Annotated in this window: 22 protein-coding genes; 9 read left to right on the top strand and 13 right to left on the bottom strand. The window is 45.0% G+C overall.

All coding sequences use genetic code 11. From position 1 onward, the window contains the following. The first annotated feature begins 379 nt into the window (after positions 1-379). The 3 genes from RH45_RS15140 (at position 380) to RH45_RS15130 (ending at position 3,395) form a co-directional block, all read left to right on the top strand. Complete coding sequence (locus RH45_RS15140; protein ID WP_008078607.1) at positions 380-661, top strand: DUF5320 domain-containing protein; 282 nt, start codon at positions 380-382, stop codon at positions 659-661. Between the two features lie 266 nt (positions 662-927). Beyond that, entirely contained in the window at positions 928-1,902 is a 975-nt protein-coding gene (locus RH45_RS15135) for a BMP family ABC transporter substrate-binding protein (RefSeq protein ID WP_008078606.1), read from the top strand. Continuing rightward, entirely contained in the window at positions 1,899-3,395 is a 1,497-nt protein-coding gene (locus RH45_RS15130; RefSeq protein WP_008078605.1) for a sensor domain-containing diguanylate cyclase, read from the top strand. Before RH45_RS15135 ends, RH45_RS15130 begins: the two co-directional genes overlap by 4 nt. An 83-nt stretch (positions 3,396-3,478) precedes the next feature. Here RH45_RS15130 and sucD read toward each other — a convergent pair whose 3' ends face one another. From sucD to sdhC, 8 genes are all read right to left on the bottom strand, one after another. Further along, entirely contained in the window at positions 3,479-4,351 is an 873-nt protein-coding gene (sucD, locus tag RH45_RS15125) for a succinate--CoA ligase subunit alpha (RefSeq protein ID WP_008078604.1), read from the bottom strand. Beyond that, complete coding sequence (gene sucC, locus RH45_RS15120; protein WP_004744517.1) at positions 4,351-5,517, bottom strand: ADP-forming succinate--CoA ligase subunit beta; 1,167 nt, start codon at positions 5,515-5,517, stop codon at positions 4,351-4,353. The genes sucD and sucC overlap by 1 nt, the downstream gene beginning before the upstream one ends. 194 nt (positions 5,518-5,711) lie before the next feature. Continuing rightward, complete coding sequence (gene odhB, locus RH45_RS15115) at positions 5,712-6,920, bottom strand: 2-oxoglutarate dehydrogenase complex dihydrolipoyllysine-residue succinyltransferase (RefSeq protein WP_008078599.1); 1,209 nt, start codon at positions 6,918-6,920, stop codon at positions 5,712-5,714. A gap of 28 nt (positions 6,921-6,948) precedes the next feature. Continuing rightward, positions 6,949-9,774, bottom strand: a complete 2,826-nt coding sequence (sucA, locus tag RH45_RS15110; protein WP_008078598.1) for a 2-oxoglutarate dehydrogenase E1 component — start codon at positions 9,772-9,774, stop codon at positions 6,949-6,951. Positions 9,775-9,868: 94 nt separating this feature from the next. Further along, the gene (locus RH45_RS15105) at positions 9,869-10,579 is read right to left on the bottom strand and encodes a succinate dehydrogenase iron-sulfur subunit (protein WP_008078596.1); all 711 of its coding nucleotides are present in this window, start codon (positions 10,577-10,579) and stop codon (positions 9,869-9,871) included. An 18-nt stretch (positions 10,580-10,597) separates the two neighbouring features. Continuing rightward, positions 10,598-12,364 (bottom strand): succinate dehydrogenase flavoprotein subunit, encoded by a 1,767-nt coding sequence (gene sdhA, locus RH45_RS15100; protein ID WP_008078594.1) that lies wholly within the window; start codon positions 12,362-12,364, stop codon positions 10,598-10,600. Beyond that, positions 12,365-12,709 (bottom strand): succinate dehydrogenase, hydrophobic membrane anchor protein, encoded by a 345-nt coding sequence (sdhD, locus tag RH45_RS15095; protein WP_008078593.1) that lies wholly within the window; start codon positions 12,707-12,709, stop codon positions 12,365-12,367. Beyond that, on the bottom strand, positions 12,703-13,095 hold the full coding sequence (gene sdhC / locus RH45_RS15090; RefSeq protein WP_008078592.1) for a succinate dehydrogenase cytochrome b556 subunit: 393 nt from the start codon (positions 13,093-13,095) through the stop codon (positions 12,703-12,705). The genes sdhD and sdhC overlap by 7 nt, the downstream gene beginning before the upstream one ends. A gap of 395 nt (positions 13,096-13,490) precedes the next feature. On the opposite strand from sdhC, the gene RH45_RS15085 reads away from it, so the two are divergent. Then, a complete protein-coding gene (locus tag RH45_RS15085; protein ID WP_008078591.1) occupies positions 13,491-14,780 on the top strand; it encodes a citrate synthase in 1,290 nt (429 codons plus the stop codon). Positions 14,781-14,857: 77 nt separating this feature from the next. Here the strand turns inward: RH45_RS15085 and RH45_RS15080 are convergent, their stop codons facing one another. Continuing rightward, positions 14,858-15,616 carry a Nif3-like dinuclear metal center hexameric protein gene (locus tag RH45_RS15080; RefSeq protein WP_008078588.1) on the bottom strand — a complete coding sequence of 253 codons (759 nt, stop codon included), beginning with the start codon at positions 15,614-15,616 and terminating at the stop codon, positions 14,858-14,860. Between the two features lie 129 nt (positions 15,617-15,745). Here RH45_RS15080 and RH45_RS15075 point away from each other — a divergent pair, with 129 nt between their 5' ends. Then, positions 15,746-16,498 carry a DUF1853 family protein gene (locus RH45_RS15075; RefSeq protein ID WP_039958786.1) on the top strand — a complete coding sequence of 251 codons (753 nt, stop codon included), beginning with the start codon at positions 15,746-15,748 and terminating at the stop codon, positions 16,496-16,498. Between the two features lie 65 nt (positions 16,499-16,563). Here the strand turns inward: RH45_RS15075 and pgm are convergent, their stop codons facing one another. Beyond that, the gene (gene pgm, locus RH45_RS15070; RefSeq protein ID WP_008078585.1) at positions 16,564-18,210 is read right to left on the bottom strand and encodes a phosphoglucomutase (alpha-D-glucose-1,6-bisphosphate-dependent); all 1,647 of its coding nucleotides are present in this window, start codon (positions 18,208-18,210) and stop codon (positions 16,564-16,566) included. Between the two features lie 94 nt (positions 18,211-18,304). Continuing rightward, positions 18,305-18,844 carry a replication initiation negative regulator SeqA gene (seqA, locus tag RH45_RS15065; protein WP_008078584.1) on the bottom strand — a complete coding sequence of 180 codons (540 nt, stop codon included), beginning with the start codon at positions 18,842-18,844 and terminating at the stop codon, positions 18,305-18,307. A 93-nt stretch (positions 18,845-18,937) separates the two neighbouring features. On the opposite strand from seqA, the gene RH45_RS15060 reads away from it, so the two are divergent. The 3 genes from RH45_RS15060 (at position 18,938) to fldA (ending at position 20,594) form a co-directional block, all read left to right on the top strand. Further along, complete coding sequence (locus RH45_RS15060; RefSeq protein WP_008078582.1) at positions 18,938-19,702, top strand: alpha/beta fold hydrolase; 765 nt, start codon at positions 18,938-18,940, stop codon at positions 19,700-19,702. Positions 19,703-19,795: 93 nt separating this feature from the next. Next, the gene (locus tag RH45_RS15055; RefSeq protein ID WP_004413180.1) at positions 19,796-20,017 is read left to right on the top strand and encodes a DUF2788 domain-containing protein; all 222 of its coding nucleotides are present in this window, start codon (positions 19,796-19,798) and stop codon (positions 20,015-20,017) included. A gap of 43 nt (positions 20,018-20,060) precedes the next feature. Beyond that, entirely contained in the window at positions 20,061-20,594 is a 534-nt protein-coding gene (fldA, locus tag RH45_RS15050) for a flavodoxin FldA (protein WP_008078571.1), read from the top strand. A gap of 44 nt (positions 20,595-20,638) precedes the next feature. Here the strand turns inward: fldA and RH45_RS15045 are convergent, their stop codons facing one another. Then, on the bottom strand, positions 20,639-21,139 hold the full coding sequence (locus tag RH45_RS15045; protein WP_008078569.1) for a DUF4442 domain-containing protein: 501 nt from the start codon (positions 21,137-21,139) through the stop codon (positions 20,639-20,641). Positions 21,140-21,338: 199 nt separating this feature from the next. Between RH45_RS15045 and fcrX the strand changes: the two genes are divergently transcribed. Continuing rightward, entirely contained in the window at positions 21,339-21,785 is a 447-nt protein-coding gene (gene fcrX, locus RH45_RS15040; RefSeq protein ID WP_008078567.1) for a ferric iron uptake transcriptional regulator FcrX, read from the top strand. A 92-nt stretch (positions 21,786-21,877) separates the two neighbouring features. On the opposite strand, the gene glnS is transcribed toward fcrX, so the two are convergent. Beyond that, on the bottom strand, positions 21,878-23,548 hold the full coding sequence (gene glnS / locus RH45_RS15035; RefSeq protein WP_008078566.1) for a glutamine--tRNA ligase: 1,671 nt from the start codon (positions 23,546-23,548) through the stop codon (positions 21,878-21,880). Between the last annotated feature and the right edge of the window lie 208 nt (positions 23,549-23,756).

Raw genomic sequence — 23,756 nt, 5'->3', positions numbered from 1 at the left:
GACGACAGTTTCCGTACCGGTTCCTTTGCTCCTTGCTGGTTAACTTTCCTAGTCAACCCAATCTTCTTCCTGAAGATAACCAAGTCCGTGGTTTATTCCTGTTCCGTGTCAGCATCCTTCCGACAGGTATTAATTTACCTCAATCACGAGTTAAGGCAATTAACTGGAGAAAAAACCTTGTCGAAACAAGATTGCAACAAATACAAAATCCCAATAAATACAAAAACTTAATAGAAAGTCAATTACTTAAGACTACAAAATCAAACTGATTCTCTTACACTCTGCGTGAGAGATCTCGCACAAGCCACTACCAAATAATCCATTCGCCAATTCGCTCCATGCGGAGTAAAATCACCAAAGTGTAATAAATGGAGGTCTTATGCTTACACAAGATGTCAGTCAAGAGTTAAAAGAGGTGCTTGAAGCCCTGCGCCAAGAAGGTAAAGAGCCGACAGTTGCGTTGGTAAAGGCTCGAATGAGCACGCCAGTACCTATGCCAGCATTAATTACAACGATTAAGAGTTGGAAGCAGTCGAATCGAGTCCCTAAGGTAGAAGTTGCCGCTCAACAGCCGAATGACCAAGATAGAATCCAACGGTTGGAAGAGCAGGTTAAGTTGCTTACCCAACGCCTAGAGGCACTTGAAAGCAAACTAAGCTAAGCCCACTAGAACAATTGACTCGTCGCAAGTTCAATTGCAATTGCCTGCATATACTAAGAAATTTTGCGAGTCAGGTCATTGTTTGCTCTAGCAACTGATAATAAACTCCACAGTTAAATCATTAATAGCATTGCAGTTTGTTGAAGCTGCAGTGTAAGAGTCAGTTGCTAACGTGAACAACAATAATGCGTAACGCTAAAGTAAAGAAACCTCCCACAACACTAACCTCTCTTAAGCTTCGGCTGTCACTTTCAGGCATTTTAGTTATGGGACTGGTCGCTAGCCATACCAGTCATGCCGATGACAACGCATTCAAGCCAGCGGTTATTTTTCAAGGTAAAGTGCAGCCTGGATCTTATATCCAGTTGATCGACGAAGGTATTCGACGTTTCGAGCAAAACACAGGGATTACTGTCGCACGGGTTCAGCTCAAACCGGATAACAATGGCTACTTAGCTGAACTTGAAAAGACGGCACAGAAAGGTTTTAGCCCTATCGTGGTTCAGGAATCCAATGCCATTAACGACTTCCCCGAAGTGGCTAAGCGCTACCCGTCAACTCGCTTTATTTCACTCGACGTCGCATACCACGTTCCTAACATCCTAGGTTTAACGTTCAATCATGCTGAAGGAGCCTATGTCATTGGCTTTTTGGCCGGCAGAAAAACGCAAACCAATAAGGTGGGCTTTGTTGGCGGTATGGATATCCCCGTGATCAATCAGTTTCTCTGTGGCTATCATCTAGGTGTCATGGACTCAAACCCCAACACCACCGTGACTGCTCGCTACATAAATCAAGGAGCTCAGTCGTGGCAAGATACGCTAGCCGCAAGTGTCCTTAGTGACCAAATGATTGCATCGGGTGTCGACATCATCTTTCCCGTTGCCGGTTATGCCAGTTTAGGTGTTGTCGAGAGCGTAAAGCACTCAGAAAAAGGCTACAGTTTTGGTATCGACTACGATTATTCTCAGCGCTATCCGGAGACCACGCTAGCATCGCTAGAAAAGAAAGTTGATCTGGCTGTCTACGCGGCACTAATGCAGCTTAAAAATGGTATTTGGAATGGCAGCCATAAGCAGTTTGGTGTTAAGCAGGGGGTGATCTCCATTGCCTTAAATCACTCGAATACCGTGCTCAGCGAAGCAGACAGGCATGCTGTGAGACAACTTCTGCTCGACCTTAAGGGAAAGAGCAGCCAAATTTCACAAAAGATAGATCAACACTGCGCGACGTCAACATGAAAACGCTGTATTCCTACGTCATTAAAAACTATTTGTTGCTAACGACTATCCCGTTTGTCTTGTTTGGCAGCTTGAGTATTGCGAAAGACATCTATGTGCAGCATAACTCTGAGAGCTCGCAATATCATCGTGTCATTGCCCAGCAACAAAATGACGCAAAAAAAGCATTAATAAACTTCGATTTACTCGAAGCTGAGTTAGTCGCAACGCGTATTTCTCAACTCGACTATATTGTCTCAGTAACGTTGGACTCATACTCATACGGTATGAAAATGGCGGAAATCATCAACTCTGAATCAACGAAGGGTCAGACACTTTACTACCCTGTTTTTAATGACAAATCCGTGCAAATAGGCCAGCTTATTGTCATTAAAGACTATACCGCCTATTACACACAAATCATCTATCGCGCAGTACCTCATGCTGCGGTATTTCTCGCGATTATTTGCGCCATCTCCCTGCTGTTTAGTCGTACCCTAACCGCTGCACTTAAACGCCCTTTTACTGAGCTACAGCAGTTCGCTTTCCAAATTGCCAATGGTGATTACCAAACGCCATCAAAGACTGAATCCAAGTTTATTGAGTTAACAACCATTTTTCGCGCTTTAGAAACGATGCGTAGTCGCCTTAAAGAAACCATTTCTAAGTTAAAACAGAGTGAAGAGCGCTACTCACGTACCTACAATCTGACTCAGGTTTGTTTATTTGTGGTTAATACTAAACACGGAAAAATTGTTCGCGCTAATCATAAGTTTACTGAGGTCATGCGTCTTATCCCCCATCATAATCAAGCGAGCACGCTACAGGACTTCATTGCTCAGTTGAAAGATTGCTCTAGCCAAGACAGTTTCAAGTACTCATTAAATGTTGGGGATAAACAGCGTTACTTCCAAGTGAACCGTAGTGAAGCGCTTAACGACGAAATTGAGTGTTCAGCGCTTGATATCACCGAACTAGTGATAGCAAAACAAGCAGCTGAGTCGCAATTGGTCACCGATGTACTTACCCAAGTATCTAACCGCTATTGTTTTAATCAGTTCATTTGTAGCGCTAACAACGGTGACATCCAAGACGTGTCAGTCATGATGATCGATCTCAACGGCTTCAAACAAATTAACGATAGTTTTGGTCACGCCGCTGGAGACCACTTGTTGGTCGAGGTAGCCAAACGAATCAAGCAGCACCTTAACCCTGACATTGAGACATTGTACCGACTTGGTGGGGATGAGTTTGTCGTAACAATAGAGTCGGATTTTAAGCGAGATAGCATCGATCAGCTCGCGTTGAAGATACAGCAAAGTTGCTGTGCCCCCATCTATTATCAAAATAAATCCTTTACCATCAGTTTAAGCATTGGCGTTGACCACTTTAGCCAAGATACCCATTTAAGTATCGAGAAATGTCTTAACAGCGCTGACGCTGCAATGTACCAAGCCAAAACAAACCGGTGTGGCCTCGTCTACGCGAGCGATTTATTAAGCCACCCTTTCTGAGACTGCTGATTTAGCAGTTGTCTTAAGAAACAAAAAAGGCTTGGCGCAATGCCAAGCCTTTCCATTATTCAAGTTCGGTTAGATTACCAACCAGTGATCTCACGTAGACCTTTACCGATGTCTGCAAGAGACTTAACAGTCTTAACACCTGCCGCTTCTAGAGCAGCAAACTTGTCTTCTGCTGTCCCTTTACCACCAGAGATGATCGCACCAGCATGGCCCATACGCTTACCTGGAGGAGCAGTAACACCCGCAATGTAAGAAACAACTGGTTTAGTTACGTTCTCTTTGATGAACGCTGCTGCTTCTTCTTCTGCAGTACCACCGATCTCACCAATCATTACGATTGCTTCAGTTTCTGGGTCTTCTTGGAACAGTTTTAGGATATCAATGAAGTTTGAACCTGGAATTGGGTCACCACCGATACCAACACACGTAGACTGGCCGAAACCTTCGTCTGTCGTTTGCTTAACCGCTTCGTACGTCAACGTACCAGAGCGTGAAACGATACCGACTTTACCCTTCTTGTGGATGTGACCAGGCATGATACCAATCTTACACTCGTCAGGAGTGATTAGGCCTGGACAGTTAGGGCCGATCATGCGAACGCCAGTTTCTTCTAGCTTCACTTTAACGTCGATCATATCCGTTGTTGGGATACCTTCGGTGATTGTTACGATCAGCTCGATACCTGCATCAATCGCTTCTAAGATTGCGTCTTTACAGAAAGGTGCTGGTACGTAGATTACTGTCGCTGTTGCGCCAGTTGCTTCTACAGCTTCACGAACAGTGTTAAATACAGGCAAACCTAGGTGAGTTTGACCTCCTTTACCTGGAGAAACACCACCGACCATTTGCGTACCGTACGCGAGCGCTTGCTCAGAGTGGAAAGTACCTTGACCACCAGTGAAACCCTGACAGATTACTTTCGTGTCTTTATTAATTAGTACAGACATTATTTGCCCTCCGCAGCAGCAACAACTTTCTGAGCAGCGTCAGTTAGTGACTCAGCTGCAATGATATCAACATCAGAATTAGCAAGAACTTCGCGACCTAGATCTGCGTTAGTACCTTCTAGACGAACAACAACTGGTACGCTCACGCCTACCTCTTTAACCGCACCGATAATACCTTCAGCGATCATGTCACAACGCACGATACCACCGAAGATGTTTACAAGTACTGCTTTTACATTGTCATCAGAAAGGATGATCTTGAATGCTTCTGCTACACGCTCTTTGGTTGCGCCGCCACCAACATCTAGGAAGTTAGCTGGCTTGCCGCCGTGTAGGTTTACGATATCCATCGTCCCCATTGCTAGACCAGCACCGTTAACCATACAACCAACGTTACCGTCTAGTGCTACGTAGTTCAGTTCCCACTGAGCTGCGTGCGCTTCACGCTCATCTTCTTGTGAAGGATCGTGCATTTCACGTAGCTTAGGCTGACGATACATCGCGTTAGAGTCGATGTTGATCTTACCGTCTAGACAAAGAAGGTTGCCTTCACCTGTGATAACAAGTGGGTTGATCTCTAGTAGCGCTAGGTCGTACTGAGAGAACATATTGCCAAGACCCATGAAAATCTTAACAAACTGTTTAATTTGATCGCCTTCAAGACCTAGCTTAAACGCTAGCTCGCGGCCTTGATAAGCTTGAGGACCAACAAGTGGATCGATCGCTGCTTTGTGAATCAACTCAGGCGTCTCTTCTGCAACCTTCTCGATTTCAACACCACCTTCAGTCGATGCCATGAATACAACTTTACGCGTCGCACGGTCAACAACCGCACCTAGATAAAGTTCGTTAGCGATGTTAGACGCTTCTTCAACTAGGATCTTTGTAACAGGCTGACCATTAGCGTCTGTTTGGTAAGTCACTAGGTTTTTACCTAGCCACTTTTGTGCAAACTCTTTTACGCCATCTTTCGTGTCGTGCAGTTCAACACCGCCCGCTTTACCACGTCCACCAGCGTGAACCTGACATTTAACGACTTTCTTCTCTGTAGAAATACGACCCGCAGCTTCGAAAGCTTCTTGAGGTGTATCACACGCGTAACCTTCCGGTACAGGCAAACCGAATTCTGCAAACAGCTGTTTGGCTTGGTATTCATGCAAATTCATTTTGATATTCCGTTTATTTTCCCTTAAGGGATTATTATTTCCATAACGCCGCTATGTTGCGGGCGTCTGTAGGGTCTTCTCAAATAAATCGTTGAAAAATCAACGATTCAATTGAAGGCCAGACGCTGAGCTAGTCTAGCCTTGAAAACTATCGAACGTCTAGCTACCGAAAGTAACTAGACGTTTTAGCGATATTAAACGTCTAATAACAGACGTGCTGGATCTTCTAACAACTCTTTGATGGTGACTAGGAAGCCTACTGACTCACGACCATCGATTAGGCGGTGATCGTAAGATAGCGCTAGGTACATCATAGGTAGAATTTCTACCTTACCATCCACGGCCATTGGACGTTCTTGGATCTTGTGCATACCCAAAATTGCCGACTGTGGTGGGTTGATGATCGGCGTAGACATGAGCGATCCGAACACGCCGCCGTTAGTGATAGTAAAGTTACCACCCATTAGCTCGTCTACCGTTAGTTTGCCGTCACGACCTTTGATTGCTAGCTCTTTAATGCCTTTCTCAACATCAGCGAAACCTAATGTGTCACAGTCTTTTAGTACCGGAGTCACTAGACCACGTGGCGTTGATACCGCCATGCTGATGTCAAAGTAGTTGTGATAAACAATATCATCACCGTCAATAGACGCATTCACTTCTGGGTAGCGTTTTAGAGCTTCCGTTACCGCTTTCACGTAGAAAGACATAAAGCCTAGGCGGATACCGTGACGCTCTTCGAACTGGTCTTTGTACTGCTTACGAAGATCCATGATTGGTTTCATGTTCACTTCGTTAAACGTAGTCAGCATCGCTGTGTTGTTTTTCGCTTCTAGAAGACGGTTAGCTACTGTCTTACGTAAACGAGTCATAGGTACACGTTTCTGGCTACGAGCTGCTGCTGGCGCTTCTACTGCTGCTGGAGCTTCTGCTTTAGGCGCCGCTTTCGCATTCGCTAGATGAGCTTCGATATCTTCGCGAGTAATACGACCGCCGACCCCAGTACCTTTTACTTGGTGTGCTTCTAAACTATGTTCCGCCAGAAGACGACGAACCGCAGGGCTAAGCGCATCGTTGCTCTCTTCAGTTAGCGACGCTTTGTGGCGCTTATCAGGAGACGCTTCTGTAGATTCAGTCGTATCTGTAGTTGGTTCACCCGCTACAGCACCTGGCTTAAGCTTGGCAATCAGTTGCTTGGAAAGTACTGTCGCACCCTCTTCTTCGATAATTGCTTCTAGTACGCCTGCTTCTGGAGCTGGGACTTCTAGTACAACTTTATCTGTTTCGATATCAACCAGAACTTCGTCACGCTCTACTGCGTCACCTGGTTGTTTGTGCCATGTCGCTACCGTAGCGTCAGCGACAGATTCAGGTAAATCTGGAACCAGAATTTCAATTGTCATATCGGTTTCTTCCTTTAACTTCTAGTTCTTAGTCTGAAGTTTTTGTATTCACGTTTAGCGCGTCTTCAACCAACGCTTTCTGTTGTTTCAAGTGTACTGACATGTAGCCGACTGCAGGTGATGCGGAAGCTGGACGACCAGCGTATTTAAGATCTGCACCTGCTGGAATGGCAGCACGGAAGTTATGTTGGCTACAGTACCAAGCGCCCTGGTTTTGAGGCTCTTCCTGACACCACACAAAGTCTTCAACATTGGTGTATTGCTCGATAGCCGATTTCACTTCATCCATTGGGAATGGGTAAAGTTGCTCAATACGAACAATCGCCACATCATCTTGCTCGTTATTGCGACGCTGTTCTAGCAGGTCGAAGTAAACCTTACCCGAACAGAACACAACACGTTTCACTTTTGATGCATCCAAAGCGTCGATTTCAGGAATCGCTGGCTGGAATGTACCTTCCGCGAGATCTTCTAAAGTCGATGTACACAATGGGTGACGAAGCAATGATTTAGGCGACATAACCACTAATGGACGACGCATAGGTCTAACAACCTGACGACGAATCATGTGGTACACCTGCGCTGGTGTAGATGGCACTACAACCTGCATGTTTTGTTCAGCACAAAGCTGAAGGTAACGCTCTAAACGAGCCGAAGAGTGTTCTGGGCCTTGGCCTTCATAACCATGAGGAAGAAGCATAGTTAGACCACACAAACGGGCCCACTTTTGCTCACCAGAGGAGATGAATTGGTCAATAACAACTTGCGCACCGTTTGCAAAATCACCAAATTGCGCTTCCCAAATGGTTAAACCACTTGGCTCTGCTGTTGCGTAACCATACTCAAACGCCAATACCGCTTCTTCAGATAACACAGAGTCAAAGACTTCAAATGGTCCCTGCTTGTCGTGAATGTTCGCAAGTGGGATAAACGTACTAGCATCGTTTTGGTTGTGAAGAACAGAGTGACGGTGGAAGAAAGTACCACGACCAGAATCCTGACCTGAGATACGGATACGCTTACCGTCATCAACTAAGGTGGCGTACGCTAAAGTTTCAGCCATACCCCAGTCGATAGCTTTCTCACCACTGATCATCGCTTTACGATCGTTGTACAGCTTATTGACTCGGCTTTGTAGCTTATGACTTTCTGGGTATGTCGTTAGACGGTTACCAAGCTCAACTAGACGCTTAGCGTCAAACTTGTTGTTCCACTCTACGTCCCAGTCGTGACCTAGATAAGGAGACCAGTCTACTGAGTGAAGAGCCATCGGGCGCCACTCTTTAACAACGACTTCACCGTGATCAAGTGCGTCACGATATTCGTTAACCAATTGAGTCGCAGTGTCGATACCTAGAACACCTTTCTCCATAAGCACATCTGCGTACAGCTTACGAGGAGTTGGGTGCTTTTTGATTTTCTGGTACATCAAAGGCTGAGTCGCATTAGGCTCATCAGCTTCGTTGTGGCCATGACGACGGTAACAAACTAGATCAATAACAACATCGCGTTTGAATTCATTGCGGTAATCCAGAGCAATGCGAGTCACAAAAGCGACAGCTTCTGGATCATCAGCATTTACGTGGAAAATTGGTGCCTGGACCATTTTCGCGATATCAGTACAGTACATTGTTGAACGCGTGTCATTCGGGTTCGATGTCGTAAAGCCAACCTGGTTGTTGACAACAATACGAACCGTACCACCGACTTGGAAACCACGAGCCTGAGACATGTTAAACGTCTCAGCAACGACACCTTGACCAGCGATTGCTGAGTCGCCGTGGATCGTAATAGGCAGTACCGTGCTGCCAGTCTCATCACCCAAACGGTCTTGACGAGCACGAACAGAGCCGATAACTACTGGGTTAACAATCTCAAGGTGAGATGGGTTAAATGCTAGTGCTAAGTGAACATCACCACCCGGAGTGGCAAAGTCAGCAGAGAAACCTTGGTGATATTTAACATCACCTGTACCCCAAGTCTCGTCATGTTTGCCAGCAAACTCATCGAATAGGTCTTGAGGCTTCTTACCAAGAACGTTAACCAGCATGTTCAAGCGACCACGGTGGGCCATGCCGATTACCACTTCACGCATTCCGCTCGTTCCTGCATGACGAATCAATTCTTTCGTCATAGGAATAAGTGCATCACCACCTTCTAAGGAGAAACGTTTTGCACCTGGGAATTTAGCACCTAAGTAGCGCTCAAGCCCTTCTGCGGCCGTTAGCTCGTCTAAGAACATGTGTTTTTCTTCAGAGCTAAATGATGGCTGACCAACGACTGATTCCAAACGCTGCTGAATCCAACGTTTTTGTTCAGTATCCGTCATGTGCATGTATTCTGCACCGATAGAGCCACAGTAGGTTTTCTTAAGAGCTGAGTAGATGTCTTTCAACTGCATGGTTTCTTGGCCAATGGCAAAAGAACCAACGTTGAACGTCTCTTCTAAGTCTTCTTCGGTAAGATTGTGGAATGTAGGATCAAGCTCTGCCACAGGTGGGCGTTGCCATAAACCTAGGGGGTCAAGCTCTGCCGCTTCGTGTCCTCGGAATCGGTAAGCATTGATTAATTGGAGTACTTTAACTTGTTTAGCGTCGACATCTGGATCACTAACCTGGACACTGTAATGCTTTGTTTCTTGAGCGAGTCGTCGGAAGTAGTCACGGACACGCGAATGTGGTTGTTCAACCACTTCTTCAGATGGCTTAGGTAAACCATCAAATACGCGTTTCCACTCCTCACTTACCAGATCGGGATCACTTAGATACAGTTCGTAGAGGTCCTCTACATACGTTGCATTGGCGCCAGCCAAGTGTGAAGACTCGAGCCATGCCTTCATCACGCCGTTGTGCATATTTTCCCTTAACCAGTAGTTTTCACGTTTGCTTCGGTCTTACGCCGAGCTATTAAGAGCCGACCCAGGATAGGCCGGCAATTTTTGTTATTGATTAAACCGAACGATTAACCAGCATAGTCTTAATGTGACCAATGGCTTTCGTCGGGTTTAGCCCCTTAGGACAAACACTTACACAATTCATGATGCCATGGCAACGGAAAACGCTAAATGCATCATCAAGATTTGATAAACGTTCATCTGTTGCTGTATCACGGCTATCTATTAACCAACGGTAAGCGGCAAGTAGGCCTGCAGGACCAATAAATTTATCTGGGTTCCACCAGAATGAAGGACAAGAGGTTGTACAACATGCACACATAATACACTCGTACAAACCATCTAGATGCGCACGCTCATCCGGTGATTGTAGATTCTCGCGAGAAGGTGGCAAAGCACCATCGTCAATCAAGAATGGTTTAACTTTCGCATAGTTATCGTAGAACTGTGTCATGTCAACGATAAGATCACGCACAACAGGTAAACCCGGTAGCGGACGAATCACAATCTTGTCTGCTTTTAATGCAGATAGAGGCGTGATACATGCTAGGCCGTTTTTGCCGTTCATGTTCAGACCATCAGAACCACAAACACCTTCACGACAAGAGCGGCGGAATGCAATGCTAGGATCTTGCTCTTTAAGTAAGATCAAAGCATCCAAAAGCATCATGTCCGAACCTTCTTCAACCTCAAGCGTATAGTCTTTCATGTACGGCTTTTGGTCTACGTCTGGATTGTAACGGTACAAAGAGAAATTCAGTTTCATAGTAATACCCTCCTTTCCTTAGTACGTACGTGCTTTTGGTGGAAATGCTTCACGGTGGACTGGCTCCATGTTTACATCACGCTTCGCCATAGACTCTGACTCAGGGTTGTAAATAGAGTGACATAGCCACTGTTCATCATTACGGTCTGGGAAGTCGAAGCGCGCATGTGCACCACGGCTTTCAGTACGGTAGTTTGCTGCAACAGCTGTTGCGTATGCAGTTTCCATCAAGTTATCAAGTTCTAGACACTCGATACGTTGAGTGTTGAACTCGGTAGATTTATCTGCAAGGTGAGCATTCTTCAAGCGCTCACGAATGACTTTCAGCTCTTCTAAACCTTTTGCCATCGCATCACCTTCACGGAATACCGAGAAGTTGTTCTGCATACATTGTTGCAGATCTTTACGAATTTGTGCTGGGTCTTCACCGCCAGTGCTGTTTTCCCAGCGGTTGTAGCGTTCTAGTGAACGTTCGATGTCTTCATCCGTCGCAGGCTTCGCTTCTGCTTGCTTAAGCAGTGTTTCGCCCAAGTGCAACCCAGTAGCACGACCAAATACCACTAAATCTAGTAATGAGTTACCGCCTAGACGGTTAGCGCCGTGAACTGATACGGATGCGATTTCACCACATGCAAATAGACCTTGAACTTCAACATCACCACCAGCTTCGTCTTGCTTAATTGCCTGACCTGAAACCTGAGTAGGAATACCACCCATCATGTAGTGACAAGTTGGAATTACTGGAATTGGCTCTTTCACTGGATCAACGTGTGCAAACGTACGAGACAATTCACATACGCCAGGAAGACGAGATTCAAGTGTCTCTTTGCCTAAGTGATCTAGCTTAAGTTTGATGTGTGGACCCCATGGACCATCGCAACCGCGGCCTTCACGAATTTCAATCATCATCGAACGAGCCACAACGTCACGACCAGCAAGGTCTTTTGCGTTAGGCGCGTAACGCTCCATGAAGCGTTCGCCGTCTTTGTTAAGAAGGTAACCACCTTCACCACGACAACCTTCTGTCACTAGAACACCCGCGCCAGCGATACCTGTTGGGTGGAATTGCCACATTTCCATGTCTTGCATCGGAACACCTGCGCGAAGTGCCATACCAACACCGTCACCAGTATTGATGTGCGCATTGGTTGTAGAAGCGTAGATACGGCCAGCACCACCAGTCGCAAGCACAGTTGCTTTAGACTTAAAGTAGCAAACTTCACCAGTTTCCATGCTCAGGGCTGTACAGCCAAGAACTGCGCCATCTTCGTTTTTAACGATGTCGAGTGCATACCACTCAGAGAAAATCGTCGTTTTGTGTTTGATGTTTTGCTGGTACAACGTATGAAGAAGTGCATGACCTGTACGGTCGGCCGCCGCAGCGGTACGAGCAGCTTGTTCGCCACCGAAGTTTTTCGACTGGCCACCGAATGGTCGTTGGTAAATCTTACCGTTGTCGAAGCGCGAAAATGGTAGACCCATTCTCTCAAGTTCGATTACAGATTCTGGACCGTTCTTACACATGTACTCGATAGCGTCCTGATCACCAATGTAATCAGAACCTTTAACGGTGTCGTACATATGCTGTTCCCAGTGGTCATCGTGCGCGTTACCTAACGCAACGGTAATACCACCCTGAGCCGAAACAGTGTGAGAACGAGTAGGAAAAACTTTTGACAGCAAAGCACAAGATAGGCCTTGCTCAGAGATTTGTAGTGCAGCACGCATGCCTGCACCACCTGCGCCGATTACAACGGCATCAAATTCACGAACTGGAATAGACACTTACGCACCCCACAAAATAAATAGACCAGAGAAGAAGTAAGCAAACAGTACAGCGATAACACCTAACTGTAAGCCGCCACGAAGCTTCGCGCACTTAATGTAATCCGTCAGAACTTGCCACAAACCAATCCAAGCGTGGATAAGTACTGAAACGAGCGCTAGCATCGTGAACACTTTGGTGAACGTGCCACCAAAGAACTGAGTCCATGATACGTAAGAGATATCGGTGAAAGCACAAAAGCTCACCAAATAAATTGTGTAAAGCGTCATAATGATTGCGGTAGCACGAATCAATAAGAAATCGTGTACGCCGTTACGACCAAAAGTTGAAATATGTTTTACCACACCATGATCCCCGCTAGTAGTGACAGAACGGCTGTTGCTGCGAAGGCAACCTTAGCGCTCATTGCGCCAGATTCCAGCTCTTCAAAATGACCAAGGTCCATCAACAAGTGACGGATACCACCAGCAATGTGGTAGGCCAATGCCGTTAGGATTCCCCACAAGATAAACTTCACAAAGAAGCCATCGACAATGTCAACTGCTTGTGCGTAACCAACAGGGGAGGATAAGGATATGGATAGTAACCAAAGTAGGATCCCGACCGCGACAAACGTTATTACACCGGATACACGGTGTAAAATAGATGCGATTGCTGTGATCGGAAAGCGAATGGTCTGTAAATCTAAATTAACAGGTCTTGACTTTCTTTCTTTCACGGGCTTGCTCACTCAGCTCCATTGAGCATTTATAGTTATAAACGAATTTTGGTTGCAAACCTGCAAAAGTTAACATTTATTTAACAACCACCCCGTCAAATTGAACGATTATTTTGTAAAATATTTGTTAACAACAAAGCTAAAAACTTCACCTCACTTTTGTTTCAAGCCTTGAATTTATTAGGTTTCCACCAAAATTTACTGCGCCACTATACGGCTGGCAACATTCTAATACAATTGATGTAACAATTTTTGCTACACAGCACAGATTTTTAACCTTACGTGTTCAAAAAATCATAACAAGTGCACACATCAGAGGAGAGAAATTGACTTTGATAACGATTCCACGTACAAAAATGTCACACAAACATCCTGGACGGATTAATAATAAAACAAAGGAGATTGTTATGGCGGATAAGAAAGCTACCCTTCATGTTGAAGGTCAAGCGCCTATCGAGCTACCAATTATGGATGGTGCTTTAGGCACTCCTGTAATTGACGTTCGTAAACTGGGAGCAAATGGATACTTTACTTTTGACCCAGGTTTTCTTGCCACTGCATCTTGTGAGTCTCAAATCACCTACATCGACGGTGGCAAAGGCATTCTTTTGCACCGCGGTTACCCAATTGATCAGCTAGCTAACAACGCTGATTATTTAGAAGTTTGTTACATCCTTCTTTATGGTGAAGCCCCTACCCGTGAACAATACGAGCAATTCAAAACAACTGTAACTCGCCATACTATGGTGCATGAACAAATCGCAAGCTTCTTCCATGGCTTCCGTCGTGATGCACACCCAATGGCCGTTATGTGTGGTGTAGTTGGCGCTCTTGCAGCCTTCTACCACGATTCACTGGATATCAACAACGACACTCACCGCGAGATCACTGCATACCGTCTACTGTCGAAAATGCCGACACTAGCTGCAATGTGTTACAAGTATTCAATCGGCCAGCCTTTCATTTACCCACGTAATGACTTGAGCTACGCTGAGAACTTCCTACACATGATGTTCGCAAACCCATGTGAAGAGTACGAAGTAAACCCTGTAGTTGCCCAAGCAATGGACAAAATCTTCACTCTACACGCAGATCACGAGCAAAACGCGTCAACGTCGACCGTTCGTCTTGCTGGTTCATCAGGCGCTAACCCATTTGCATGTATCGCAGCAGGTATCGCTTCTCTATGGGGCCCAGCTCATGGTGGCGCAAACGAAGCATGTTTGAAGATGCTGGAAGAAATCGGTAGCGTAGACAATATCCCAGAGTACATTGAACGTGCGAAGGATAAAGATGACCCATTCCGTTTGATGGGCTTTGGTCACCGCGTTTACAAAAACTACGACCCACGTGCAACGGTTATGCGCGAAACGTGTCACGACGTACTTAAAGAGCTTAACATCAATGATCCACTTCTTGATGTTGCGATGGAGCTTGAGCGCATCGCTCTGTCTGATGAGTACTTTGTATCGAAGAAACTGTACCCGAACGTAGACTTCTACTCAGGTATTATCCTAAAAGCAATCGGTATTCCAGTATCGATGTTTACGGTAATCTTCGCACTTTCTCGTACCATCGGTTGGATTGCTCACTGGAACGAAATGCACAGCGACCCACTAAACCGAATCGGTCGCCCTCGTCAGCTATACACTGGTGAAGTACAACGTGACTTCCAACCAATTCACGAACGTGAGTAACAGCTAGACAAATGAACAAAGGGCTGACGCATAAACGTCAGCCCTTTTTGTTTTTGAACAAAAGCAGTTCGAATTGGCTATACCGGATTATCAATATCAATAAATTCCACATCTAAACCATGCGTTTTGGCCAGCCACTCACCTAATGCTTTAATTCCATAACGTTCTGTCGCGTGATGCCCTGCAGCAAAGTAATGAATGTCCTGCTCACGAGCGGAATAAGTGGTTCGTTCTGAGATCTCACCCGAAATAAACGCATCGAGTCCATGCCCCGCAGCCAACTCTATGAAATCCTGACCGCCTCCTGTACACCAACCGACTGTTTCAATCACTTTGTCTGCATTTTCCGGCGCAATATGAAGTGGTCGACGATTCAATACTTGACTGATTTTTTCAGCGAATTCAGTGCCTGTCATTGGTGCTTTTAACCGGCCAAACATTGCAACAGATTGAGCGTGCCCTTCTAAGCCACCTTCGACTTTAATATCGAGCAGGCGTGCAAGTTCAGCGTTGTTACCTAACTCAGGGTGTATATCAAGTGGCAAGTGGTAACCCATTAAATTAATGTCGTTTTTTATCAAAGTACGAATACGTTTCCCTTTCATACCACGAATTGGTTCCGGCTCCCCTTTCCAGAAGTAACCATGGTGCACCAATAACGCATCGGCTTTTAGTTCAACCGCTTTATCAATCAGTGCTTGGGAAGCCGTTACACCAGTCACCACTTTATTAATTTGTTCTTTTCCCTCTACCTGCAACCCATTCGGTGCATAATCTTTGATGAGTTGAGGTGATAGCTTTTCATTCAGTATTTTTTCTAGTTGTAAGTTGTTCATTTGGGCTTCCATTATTGATTGTCGAGGCTGACTCAATTCACTGTGGCAAAGTGTAAGTCAACAACAGCAGTGATGCTAGAGGCGAGTGCGTGGTACACTGCCTTTAAGAACATTGTTATAGGCTCAAGGATGCATTCACTACAGCGCTTTTATCATTGGATTGCGACGACTCCATCGCTGTTCAAAATAAAACCACCTTTTGAAGATCTGTCCTCTTTATCTATTCCTGCCTATCAAGAGGACGAATATCAAGGTAACCCGCGGCTTGGTTTTATCTATCAATACCTTTGTACCAAACTACTCACTCAAAGTGGGCAGTATTCACTATTGGACGAAGAAATACAGATCAACAAGCCATGTGGACAAACTCTTGGAGCGATCGACCTTATTCTTACCAATCATGAACAACAACGTAATGAGCACTGGGAAGTAGCCATCAAGTTCTACCTTTTGCACGGTGGAGTTTGGTACGGACCGAATGCCCACGACCAGTTGGATATAAAGCTGGCGAGAATGATGTCGCACCAATTAAAAATGAGCTCGCGCGAAGAATTTCTCACTCAGTACCCAGAATATAGCCAGCTCTCAGAACATCTGCTGATTCAAGGTCGGCTGTATGTTAACCCCTTCTCACCGGAAACCATTCCCAAAGAGTGCTTAGGGTGGGCTATAAATCAAAGCCAAATTACCGGGTGTTGGTGCTACCAAAGCCAATGGGATCAAATTGGCGAGCCTTTGTACGAACTTGAAAAGCCACTTTGGGCAGTTGGACGGAAAGAATTTGACAGCCCTATCGAGAAGCCCAATGGAAGGTTTGTGCATGCTCAAACAAGGAAAGGGCAATTCTGGTTTGTAGTTCCAGATAGCTGGCCACAAAGGTAGTCCAAGAATAAGAAACAAAAAGGGCTGACACTTGGTCAGCCCTTTCAAAAGTTCACTCTGCTGGATTATAGGCCAGCGTCAGCAAAAACCTGATTAACGATCTCTTGCGCTTCCGCTTCAATCTGTTTCAAGTGCTCAGCACCTTTGAAGCTTTCACAGTAGATCTTATAGATGTCTTCTGTGCCTGATGGACGCGCTGCGAACCAGCCATTGTCGGTAGTCACTTTTAATCCGCCAATTGCCGCACCATTGCCTGGAGCATGGGTGAGACGTGCAGTAATCTTATCTCCTGCTAGAGTTTCAGCAATGACCATCTCAGCAGACAGCTTTTTAAGCACTTCTTTCTGTGGGCCGTTCGCGACAGCTTGAATACGGTTGTATTCAGATGCTCCGTGTTTAGCAGCGAGCTCTTCGTAGTAATCTTGCGGGTTTTTACCGGTCACAGCTGTAATTTCCGCTGCTAGAAGACACAAGATGATGCCATCTTTATCTGTTGACCATGGCGTTCCATCTTTGCGCAGGAACGAAGCTCCGGCAGATTCCTCACCACCAAAACCAAACTTACCTTCATAAAGACCATCTACAAACCATTTAAAACCAACGGGCACTTCACACAGCTCACGGCCTAGATCAGCGACCACGCGGTCAATCAATGCACTGGATACTAGAGTTTTACCAACAGCCACTTCTTGACCCCAACCTTCACGGTGGCGATACAAGTAATCAATACAAACGGCGAGGAAGTGGTTCGGGTTCATCAAACCTTTTGGTGTCACGATACCGTGGCGATCGTAATCAGGGTCGTTACCAAATGCCAAATCGTACTCGTCTTTCAGAGCCAATAGACCCGCCATAGCGTACGGTGAAGAACAGTCCATTCGAACCACACCGTCTTTATCTAGTGACATGAACTGGAATGATGGGTCAATCGCTTCACTCACAAGTGTCAAGTCGAGGTTGTAAGCTGTCGCGATCTGACGCCAATAATCGATACCGCTGCCACCAAGTGGATCAACACCAATTTTTAGGTTTGCTTTTTGGATTGCATCCATATCGATAACGTTCACTAGGTCATCAATATATGGCTTAACGAGATCGCGCTCCACAAACAACTCAGATGCTTTTGCTTCACCTAATGGCATACGCTTCACACCTTGTAAGCCTTCTGCAATTAATACGTTTGCACGATCTTGAATAGCTTGTGTTAAATCACCTTCTGCCGGACCACCATGAGTCGGGTTGTACTTGATACCACCATCTTGCGGTGGATTGTGCGAAGGAGTAATGACGATACCATCTGCTTTAGCATCATTTTTAAGGTTGTAAGTTAAGATGGCATGCGACACACCAGGAGTTGGCGTGTAGCCATTATCTTCTTGAACAATAACTTGCACGCCGTTCGCAATCAAAACTTCAATCACGCTTGAAAATGCTGGCTCAGACAAAGCATGTGTATCCTTACCAACAAACAATGGACCTTGAGTGCCTTTCTCTGCGCGAACTTCCGCAATGGCTTGAGCAATCGCCAAAATATGGTTTTCATTAAATGTTGATTTGTCTGAACTACCACGGTGACCAGATGTACCAAATTCTACTTTGTGATCTGGGTTTTCTGGATTAGGTTGCAATAAAAAGTAATTTGCGACGAGTGCGGGTATGTTATGAAGATCCTGTTGCTGAGCTTTTTGTCCAGCTCGTGGGTGCATAGCCATGTTGACATCCTTTAAAAATAAAATAGAAATCCAAAAAAAAACCTCTTAATACCTGAATGTAACAGAAGTATTAGGAGGTTTATGTCAGACTTTACTAAATTGAGTTGGCAACCTTTTCCGTTAAGTCGGCAGGGAAGTTCATTCTCGCCATTAACTGGTCGACCATCTGCCGCTTACGGCTAGTATTTGTATTGGTGATTACCCAGAATGGAGACTGAGGAATCGCCTTTGGTTTAGTCGTATTACCACTTTCCAATAAAGTCTGCTCATTGTTTGCAAAATAAACGCGCTTGCGTCCTTTAACTTGAGTTGCTTCCGAAAAGCCCATCGGGTCGATGCGGTGTAGAGTCGATAACACCAACATAAATCGGTCAATCGCTTTTTTAAGTCCTGCAAACTCATCAGAAATTAACAGAGAACGCATTTCTTTTACGTTATCTACTGTTTCTTCCTTCGCAGCATCTCGGCTTACCACAATACCTTTTGGTTTCGCTGGTGACTGTGGTGCTGGTTGTGGGGCATCCCCATCAACATTTAATAAACGGCGTAAAATATCCGACGCACTCTCACCAATGTGCTGGGTTTGACTTGCGATGTAACGGTATAGATCCTCATCAACCTCAATTGTTTTCATTCGCTTTTCACAATCTCTATGTTTAAACTCTGGGAGATTATAGCGAGATCTTTCTTGAGACTCTACGGTTAACCTGTCACGAATAAAATAAAAATGTCACAACTGCTCAACTACAAAATAGAGGGCCAAGGCCAGCCCATCATTTTGCTCCATGGTCTATTTGGAAATTTAGATAACCTTGGCCTGCTCGCCCGAGACTTAAAAGTCGATCATCAGGTTGTTAGTTTAGATCTACGCAACCACGGGCAATCTTTCCAAAGTGAACATCATGACTATGAGCTTATGGCAAGAGATGTAGTGGAATTACTTGAATCTCTGGCAATTGAAGATTACATCTTGATTGGCCACTCTATGGGTGGAAAAGTAGCAATGAAAGTTGCGCAAGCCGATCAAGCGAAAGTCAAAAAGTTGATTGTTTTGGATATGGCCCCCGTGAAGTACACACAGAATCGCCACGACAACGTGTTCAATGGTCTAAAAGCGGTACTCGCCCAAAAACCTGCGACTCGTAAGCAGGCTCTGGAGATTCTTGCCCAACATATTGAGCTGGAAGGAGTTAGGCAATTCTTGGGTAAATCGCTCTACAACACAGGCAGCCACCTTAGCTGGCGGTTTAATGTTGCTAGCCTTTGGGATAATTATTGGAATATCCTTGGTTGGAACCCTCTCAACAAAATCTCGACACCTACGCTGTTTATCAAAGGGGGAGATTCTGATTACCTAACTGCCGAACATCAACCCGAAGTACAAAAGCAATTCTCGCAGGCTAGAGCCCATGTTATCGCTAACACGGGTCATTGGCTTCATGCTGAAAAACCAGCAGAAGTGTTGCGATCAATACGGAAATATATTGCGTAAAACAGAATGAGAGATCTGTTGCGCTTCGCCCGTTAACTTTATCTACTAACAGTGGTATAGTTCGGCGCAAGTAATTTGGCAGAAAGGGATTCCATGCTTTACGACTACATGAACATGCTCGAGTCAATTGGTCTCGATTTACTTTTTGCGTCTATCTTTTTTCTAATCGGTATGGCAATAAAAGATGTCTTAAAAGCGGGTAATGTTCCCCCTTTCGGTCGTCGCATCGTATGGTTAGTCCTATTCCTAGGTTGTGCTGGTTTTATTGCTAAAGGCATTATTCAGCTAAGCTGGGAAGGTGGCGGTATAGGCTGATTAAAACCTAGCCCCAACAGAAATGAGTAAAGGTAACGAATCTATGGCAAGTGTAGGCATCTTCTTTGGTAGCGACACAGGTAACACTGAAGCTGTTGCAAAGATGATTCAAAAGCAACTAGGTAAACAACTGGTTCACGTTCAAGACATTGCAAAAAGCAGCAAAGAAGACATCGATAACTTCGACTTATTGCTTCTTGGTATTCCAACGTGGTACTACGGCGAAGCGCAGTGTGATTGGGACGACTTTTTCCCAGAACTTGAGCAGATCGACTTCTCAACTAAGCTAGTGGCGATTTTTGGCTGCGGCGACCAAGAAGATTACGCTGAGTACTTCTGTGATGCGATGGGTACTATTCGCGATATCGTTGAAGCGAAAGGTGGCACCATCCTAGGTTACACATCAACTGACGGCTACGAATTTGAAGCGTCTAAAGGCCTAGTTGAAGGCGATGACAGCCAATTTGTTGGTCTGTGTATCGATGAAGATCGTCAGCCTGAGCTTACTGAGGAACGCGTTAACAACTGGTGTAAGCAGATTCATGAAGAGATGTGCTTAGCTGAGTTGGAAGACTAATCACGCAATTCCAAATTTAAAAACCTCCGCATGCGGAGGTTTTTTTATGCCGTTTGTTGCTCACTCTCTTCACGAAATCTAGGCTTCTTGCGTACATAGAGCTTGCGTTGAACTTCGGAAACAACGTTACCATTCTTGTCCTTAACGTGGATGATAAATTCTGGGAAGCATTTGTCACCATTCGCCGTTAGACGTAATATCTCTTCTAATTGATCGAGCGGAACGAGAAAGTCGGCATACAAATCACTCTGCCCCGGTTTAATAAAGTTAATGCTCGCTTCCTTGTCCCACACATAATATTGATCACCGAGGATGCCCATCAACATCAATGAATAAACAGGATCGGTCAACGAAAAAATGCTTCCGCCGTACTGAGTTCGATTGGCATTTTTGTTCCACCAGCGTAACTTGAGCTTCATTTTGACTTCTCGAAAATCATCACTAATGGACAAAATCTTTATCCCTGCTCCCCAAAATGGTGGCCAACTGTTTAAAGCAAACTTGACGATTTTGGGCTTGTAGATTTTTGACATCCAATTTCCCATTCAGACTTCCCTGCATAAATATGAAAAATGTTACACAATTGTAACTGGTTAGACCTCTATTATCAGTGACGCAACACAGGTTTATCAAAAAACTTTCTTAACCCCTTGAACTTCGTGGTTTATTGTTTGGTGCTAGTACCCTATAATGTTAGGAATATTGAATTCTGTTAAACACTGCAGATCATCAACAGGAATGTATATGTCAGATAATAATCAAGCGCTCAAGGATGCTGGTCTAAAGGTAACGCTACCTAGACTAAAAATTTTAGAGGTACTCCAGCAACCAGATTGCCAACACATTAGCGCTGAAGATTTATATAAGAAGCTGATTGATCTTGGCGAAGAGATTGGTCTTGCGACCGTGTACCGTGTATTAAACCAATTTGATGATGCAGGTATCGTGACTCGTCACCATTTTGAAGGCGGCAAGTCAGTATTTGAACTGTCAACCCAACACCACCATGATCACCTAGTATGTCTAGATTGTGGTGAAGTGATTGAGTTTTCTGATGACATCATCGAAGAGCGCCAAAAAGAGATTGCTGCTAAGTATAATGTAACGCTAACTAACCATAGCCTTTACTTGTACGGTAAGTGTACTGACGGGACGTGTAAAGATAACCCGAAAGCGCACAAAGCAAAATAACCGCAAAAAGCACTCCTCGGAGTGCTTTTTTGTTGCTTCAGAGATCAAAAAGCCCGTCATAAGACGGGCTTTTGCATACTTATCAACAAAGATTACTTCGCTTCAATCTTCGCCCAAGTATCACGTAGGCCAACGGTACGGTTGAAGACTAACGCATCAGACTTAGAATCTTTCGCGTCAGCACAGAAGTAGCCAGTACGCTCAAACTGATAGCCAGCTTCTGCTTGCGCATTCGCCAAGCTAGGTTCTACAAAGCCGTTCAATTTAACCAAAGACTCAGGGTTGATTGTTTCTGCAAAGTTATCCGCAGCTGCTGGGTTTGGCACGGTAAATAGGCGGTCATACAAACGGATTTCAGCAGGAAGACCTTTATCAGCAGATACCCAGTGAATGACACCTTTAACTTTACGGCCATCGGCAGGGTTCTTACCTAGAGTATCCGCATCGTAGCTACAGAAGATCGTGGTGATATTACCTTCTGCATCTTTTTCGATGCGCTCTGCTTTGATCACATATGCGCCACGCAGGCGAACTTCTTTACCTAGAACTAGACGCTTGTACTTCTTATTCGCTTCTTCACGGAAGTCTTCACGCTCAATCCACACTTCACGAGTAAACGGTACTTCACGCTCACCCATTTCTGGCTTGTTCGGGTGGTTTGCTACTGTGAGTGCCTCAACCTTGCCTGCTTCAAAGTTTTCGATGACAACCTTAACAGGATCAAGTACAGCCATTGCACGTGGTGCATTCTCGTTCAAGTCATCACGAATACAAGACTCTAGTGAGCCCATTTCGATCATGTTGTCTTGCTTAGTAACACCAATACGCTTACAGAACTCACGAATAGACGCAGAGGTAAAGCCACGACGACGCAGACCAGAAATCGTTGGCATACGCGGGTCATCCCAACCATCCACTAATTTCTCAGTGACAAGTTGGTTTAGCTTTCGCTTAGACATGACTGTGTATTCAAGGTTCAAGCGGCTAAACTCGTACTGACGAGGCTGACAATCAATGGTGATGTTGTCTAAAACCCAGTCGTACAAACGACGGTTGTCTTGGAATTCAAGTGTACAAATTGAATGCGTAATGCCTTCTAGTGCATCAGAAATACAGTGTGTGAAATCGTACATTGGATAAATGCACCATTTGTCACCTGTCTGGTGATGCTCAGCAAAACGAACGCGGTATAGAACCGGATCGCGTAATACGATGAAAGAAGACGCAAGATCGATTTTTGCTCGTAGACAAGCCTTACCTTCCTCAAAGCCACCATCACGCATCTTTTCAAATAGCGCTAGGTTTTCTTCCGGCGTTCGATCTCGGTACGGACTTGGCTTACCCGGTTGAGTTAGAGTACCTCGGTACTCACGGATCTGCTCAGGACTTAGCTCTTCAACGTACGCTAAGCCTTTGTTAATTAATTCCACTGCGTAGCCGTAAAGCTTATCGAAGTAGTTTGATGAGTAACATACGTCACCATCCCACTCAAAGCCTAACCAGCTCACATCATTCTTAATCGACTCAACGTATTCTACGTCTTCTTTTTCTGGGTTAGTGTCATCAAAACGAAGATTACACTTACCCTGGTAGTCCTGAGCAATACCAAAGTTTAAGCAAATTGACTTAGCGTGACCGATATGCAGATAACCATTTGGCTCTGGAGGGAAACGAGTATGCACGCTTGTGTGTGTACCATCCGCTAAATCCTTATCGATGATTTGGCGAATGAAATTCGATGGACGAGCCTCAGCTTCACTCATCTATAGCACCTCAATTGTTTTAGTATTGTTCAGAAAATTCTTTACTGTAGCGCACTGAGAGTGCGCCAAGCACATAGCGTCTAATAATCCACAATTCTGGTCGATTACACAACATTATCTCGATTCAAACTGCTATTTTTTTCTCTGTATGGTTAATAAGCTAGCAAGGATCAGTAAAAACTGGCATTTCCCTGCTATAAAACGCAAA

The sequence above is a fragment of the Vibrio sinaloensis DSM 21326 genome, from assembly GCF_000189275.1.
GTDB lineage: Bacteria > Pseudomonadota > Gammaproteobacteria > Enterobacterales > Vibrionaceae > Vibrio > Vibrio sinaloensis.
The sequence above is the reverse complement of the archived record's forward strand: the minus strand, read 5'-3'. Positions and strand labels throughout refer to the sequence as shown.

Bases quoted from the DNA above. Each gene is read 5' to 3' on its own strand.
- RH45_RS15140 (WP_008078607.1), top strand. From the start codon at position 380: ATGCTTACACAAGATGTCAGTCAAGAGTTAAAAGAGGTGCTTGAAGCC.
- RH45_RS15135 (WP_008078606.1), top strand. From the start codon at position 928: ATGGGACTGGTCGCTAGCCATACCAGTCATGCCGATGACAACGCATTC.
- RH45_RS15130 (WP_008078605.1), top strand. From the start codon at position 1,899: ATGAAAACGCTGTATTCCTACGTCATTAAAAACTATTTGTTGCTAACG.
- sucD (WP_008078604.1), bottom strand. From the start codon at position 4,351: ATGTCTGTACTAATTAATAAAGACACGAAAGTAATCTGTCAGGGTTTC.
- sucC (WP_004744517.1), bottom strand. From the start codon at position 5,517: ATGAATTTGCATGAATACCAAGCCAAACAGCTGTTTGCAGAATTCGGT.
- odhB (WP_008078599.1), bottom strand. From the start codon at position 6,920: ATGACAATTGAAATTCTGGTTCCAGATTTACCTGAATCTGTCGCTGAC.
- sucA (WP_008078598.1), bottom strand. From the start codon at position 9,774: ATGCACAACGGCGTGATGAAGGCATGGCTCGAGTCTTCACACTTGGCT.
- RH45_RS15105 (WP_008078596.1), bottom strand. From the start codon at position 10,579: ATGAAACTGAATTTCTCTTTGTACCGTTACAATCCAGACGTAGACCAA.
- RH45_RS15085 (WP_008078591.1), top strand. From the start codon at position 13,491: ATGGCGGATAAGAAAGCTACCCTTCATGTTGAAGGTCAAGCGCCTATC.
- RH45_RS15080 (WP_008078588.1), bottom strand. From the start codon at position 15,616: ATGAACAACTTACAACTAGAAAAAATACTGAATGAAAAGCTATCACCT.
- RH45_RS15075 (WP_039958786.1), top strand. From the start codon at position 15,746: ATGCATTCACTACAGCGCTTTTATCATTGGATTGCGACGACTCCATCG.
- pgm (WP_008078585.1), bottom strand. From the start codon at position 18,210: ATGGCTATGCACCCACGAGCTGGACAAAAAGCTCAGCAACAGGATCTT.
- seqA (WP_008078584.1), bottom strand. From the start codon at position 18,844: ATGAAAACAATTGAGGTTGATGAGGATCTATACCGTTACATCGCAAGT.
- RH45_RS15060 (WP_008078582.1), top strand. From the start codon at position 18,938: ATGTCACAACTGCTCAACTACAAAATAGAGGGCCAAGGCCAGCCCATC.
- RH45_RS15055 (WP_004413180.1), top strand. From the start codon at position 19,796: ATGCTTTACGACTACATGAACATGCTCGAGTCAATTGGTCTCGATTTA.
- fldA (WP_008078571.1), top strand. From the start codon at position 20,061: ATGGCAAGTGTAGGCATCTTCTTTGGTAGCGACACAGGTAACACTGAA.
- RH45_RS15045 (WP_008078569.1), bottom strand. From the start codon at position 21,139: ATGGGAAATTGGATGTCAAAAATCTACAAGCCCAAAATCGTCAAGTTT.
- fcrX (WP_008078567.1), top strand. From the start codon at position 21,339: ATGTCAGATAATAATCAAGCGCTCAAGGATGCTGGTCTAAAGGTAACG.
- glnS (WP_008078566.1), bottom strand. From the start codon at position 23,548: ATGAGTGAAGCTGAGGCTCGTCCATCGAATTTCATTCGCCAAATCATC.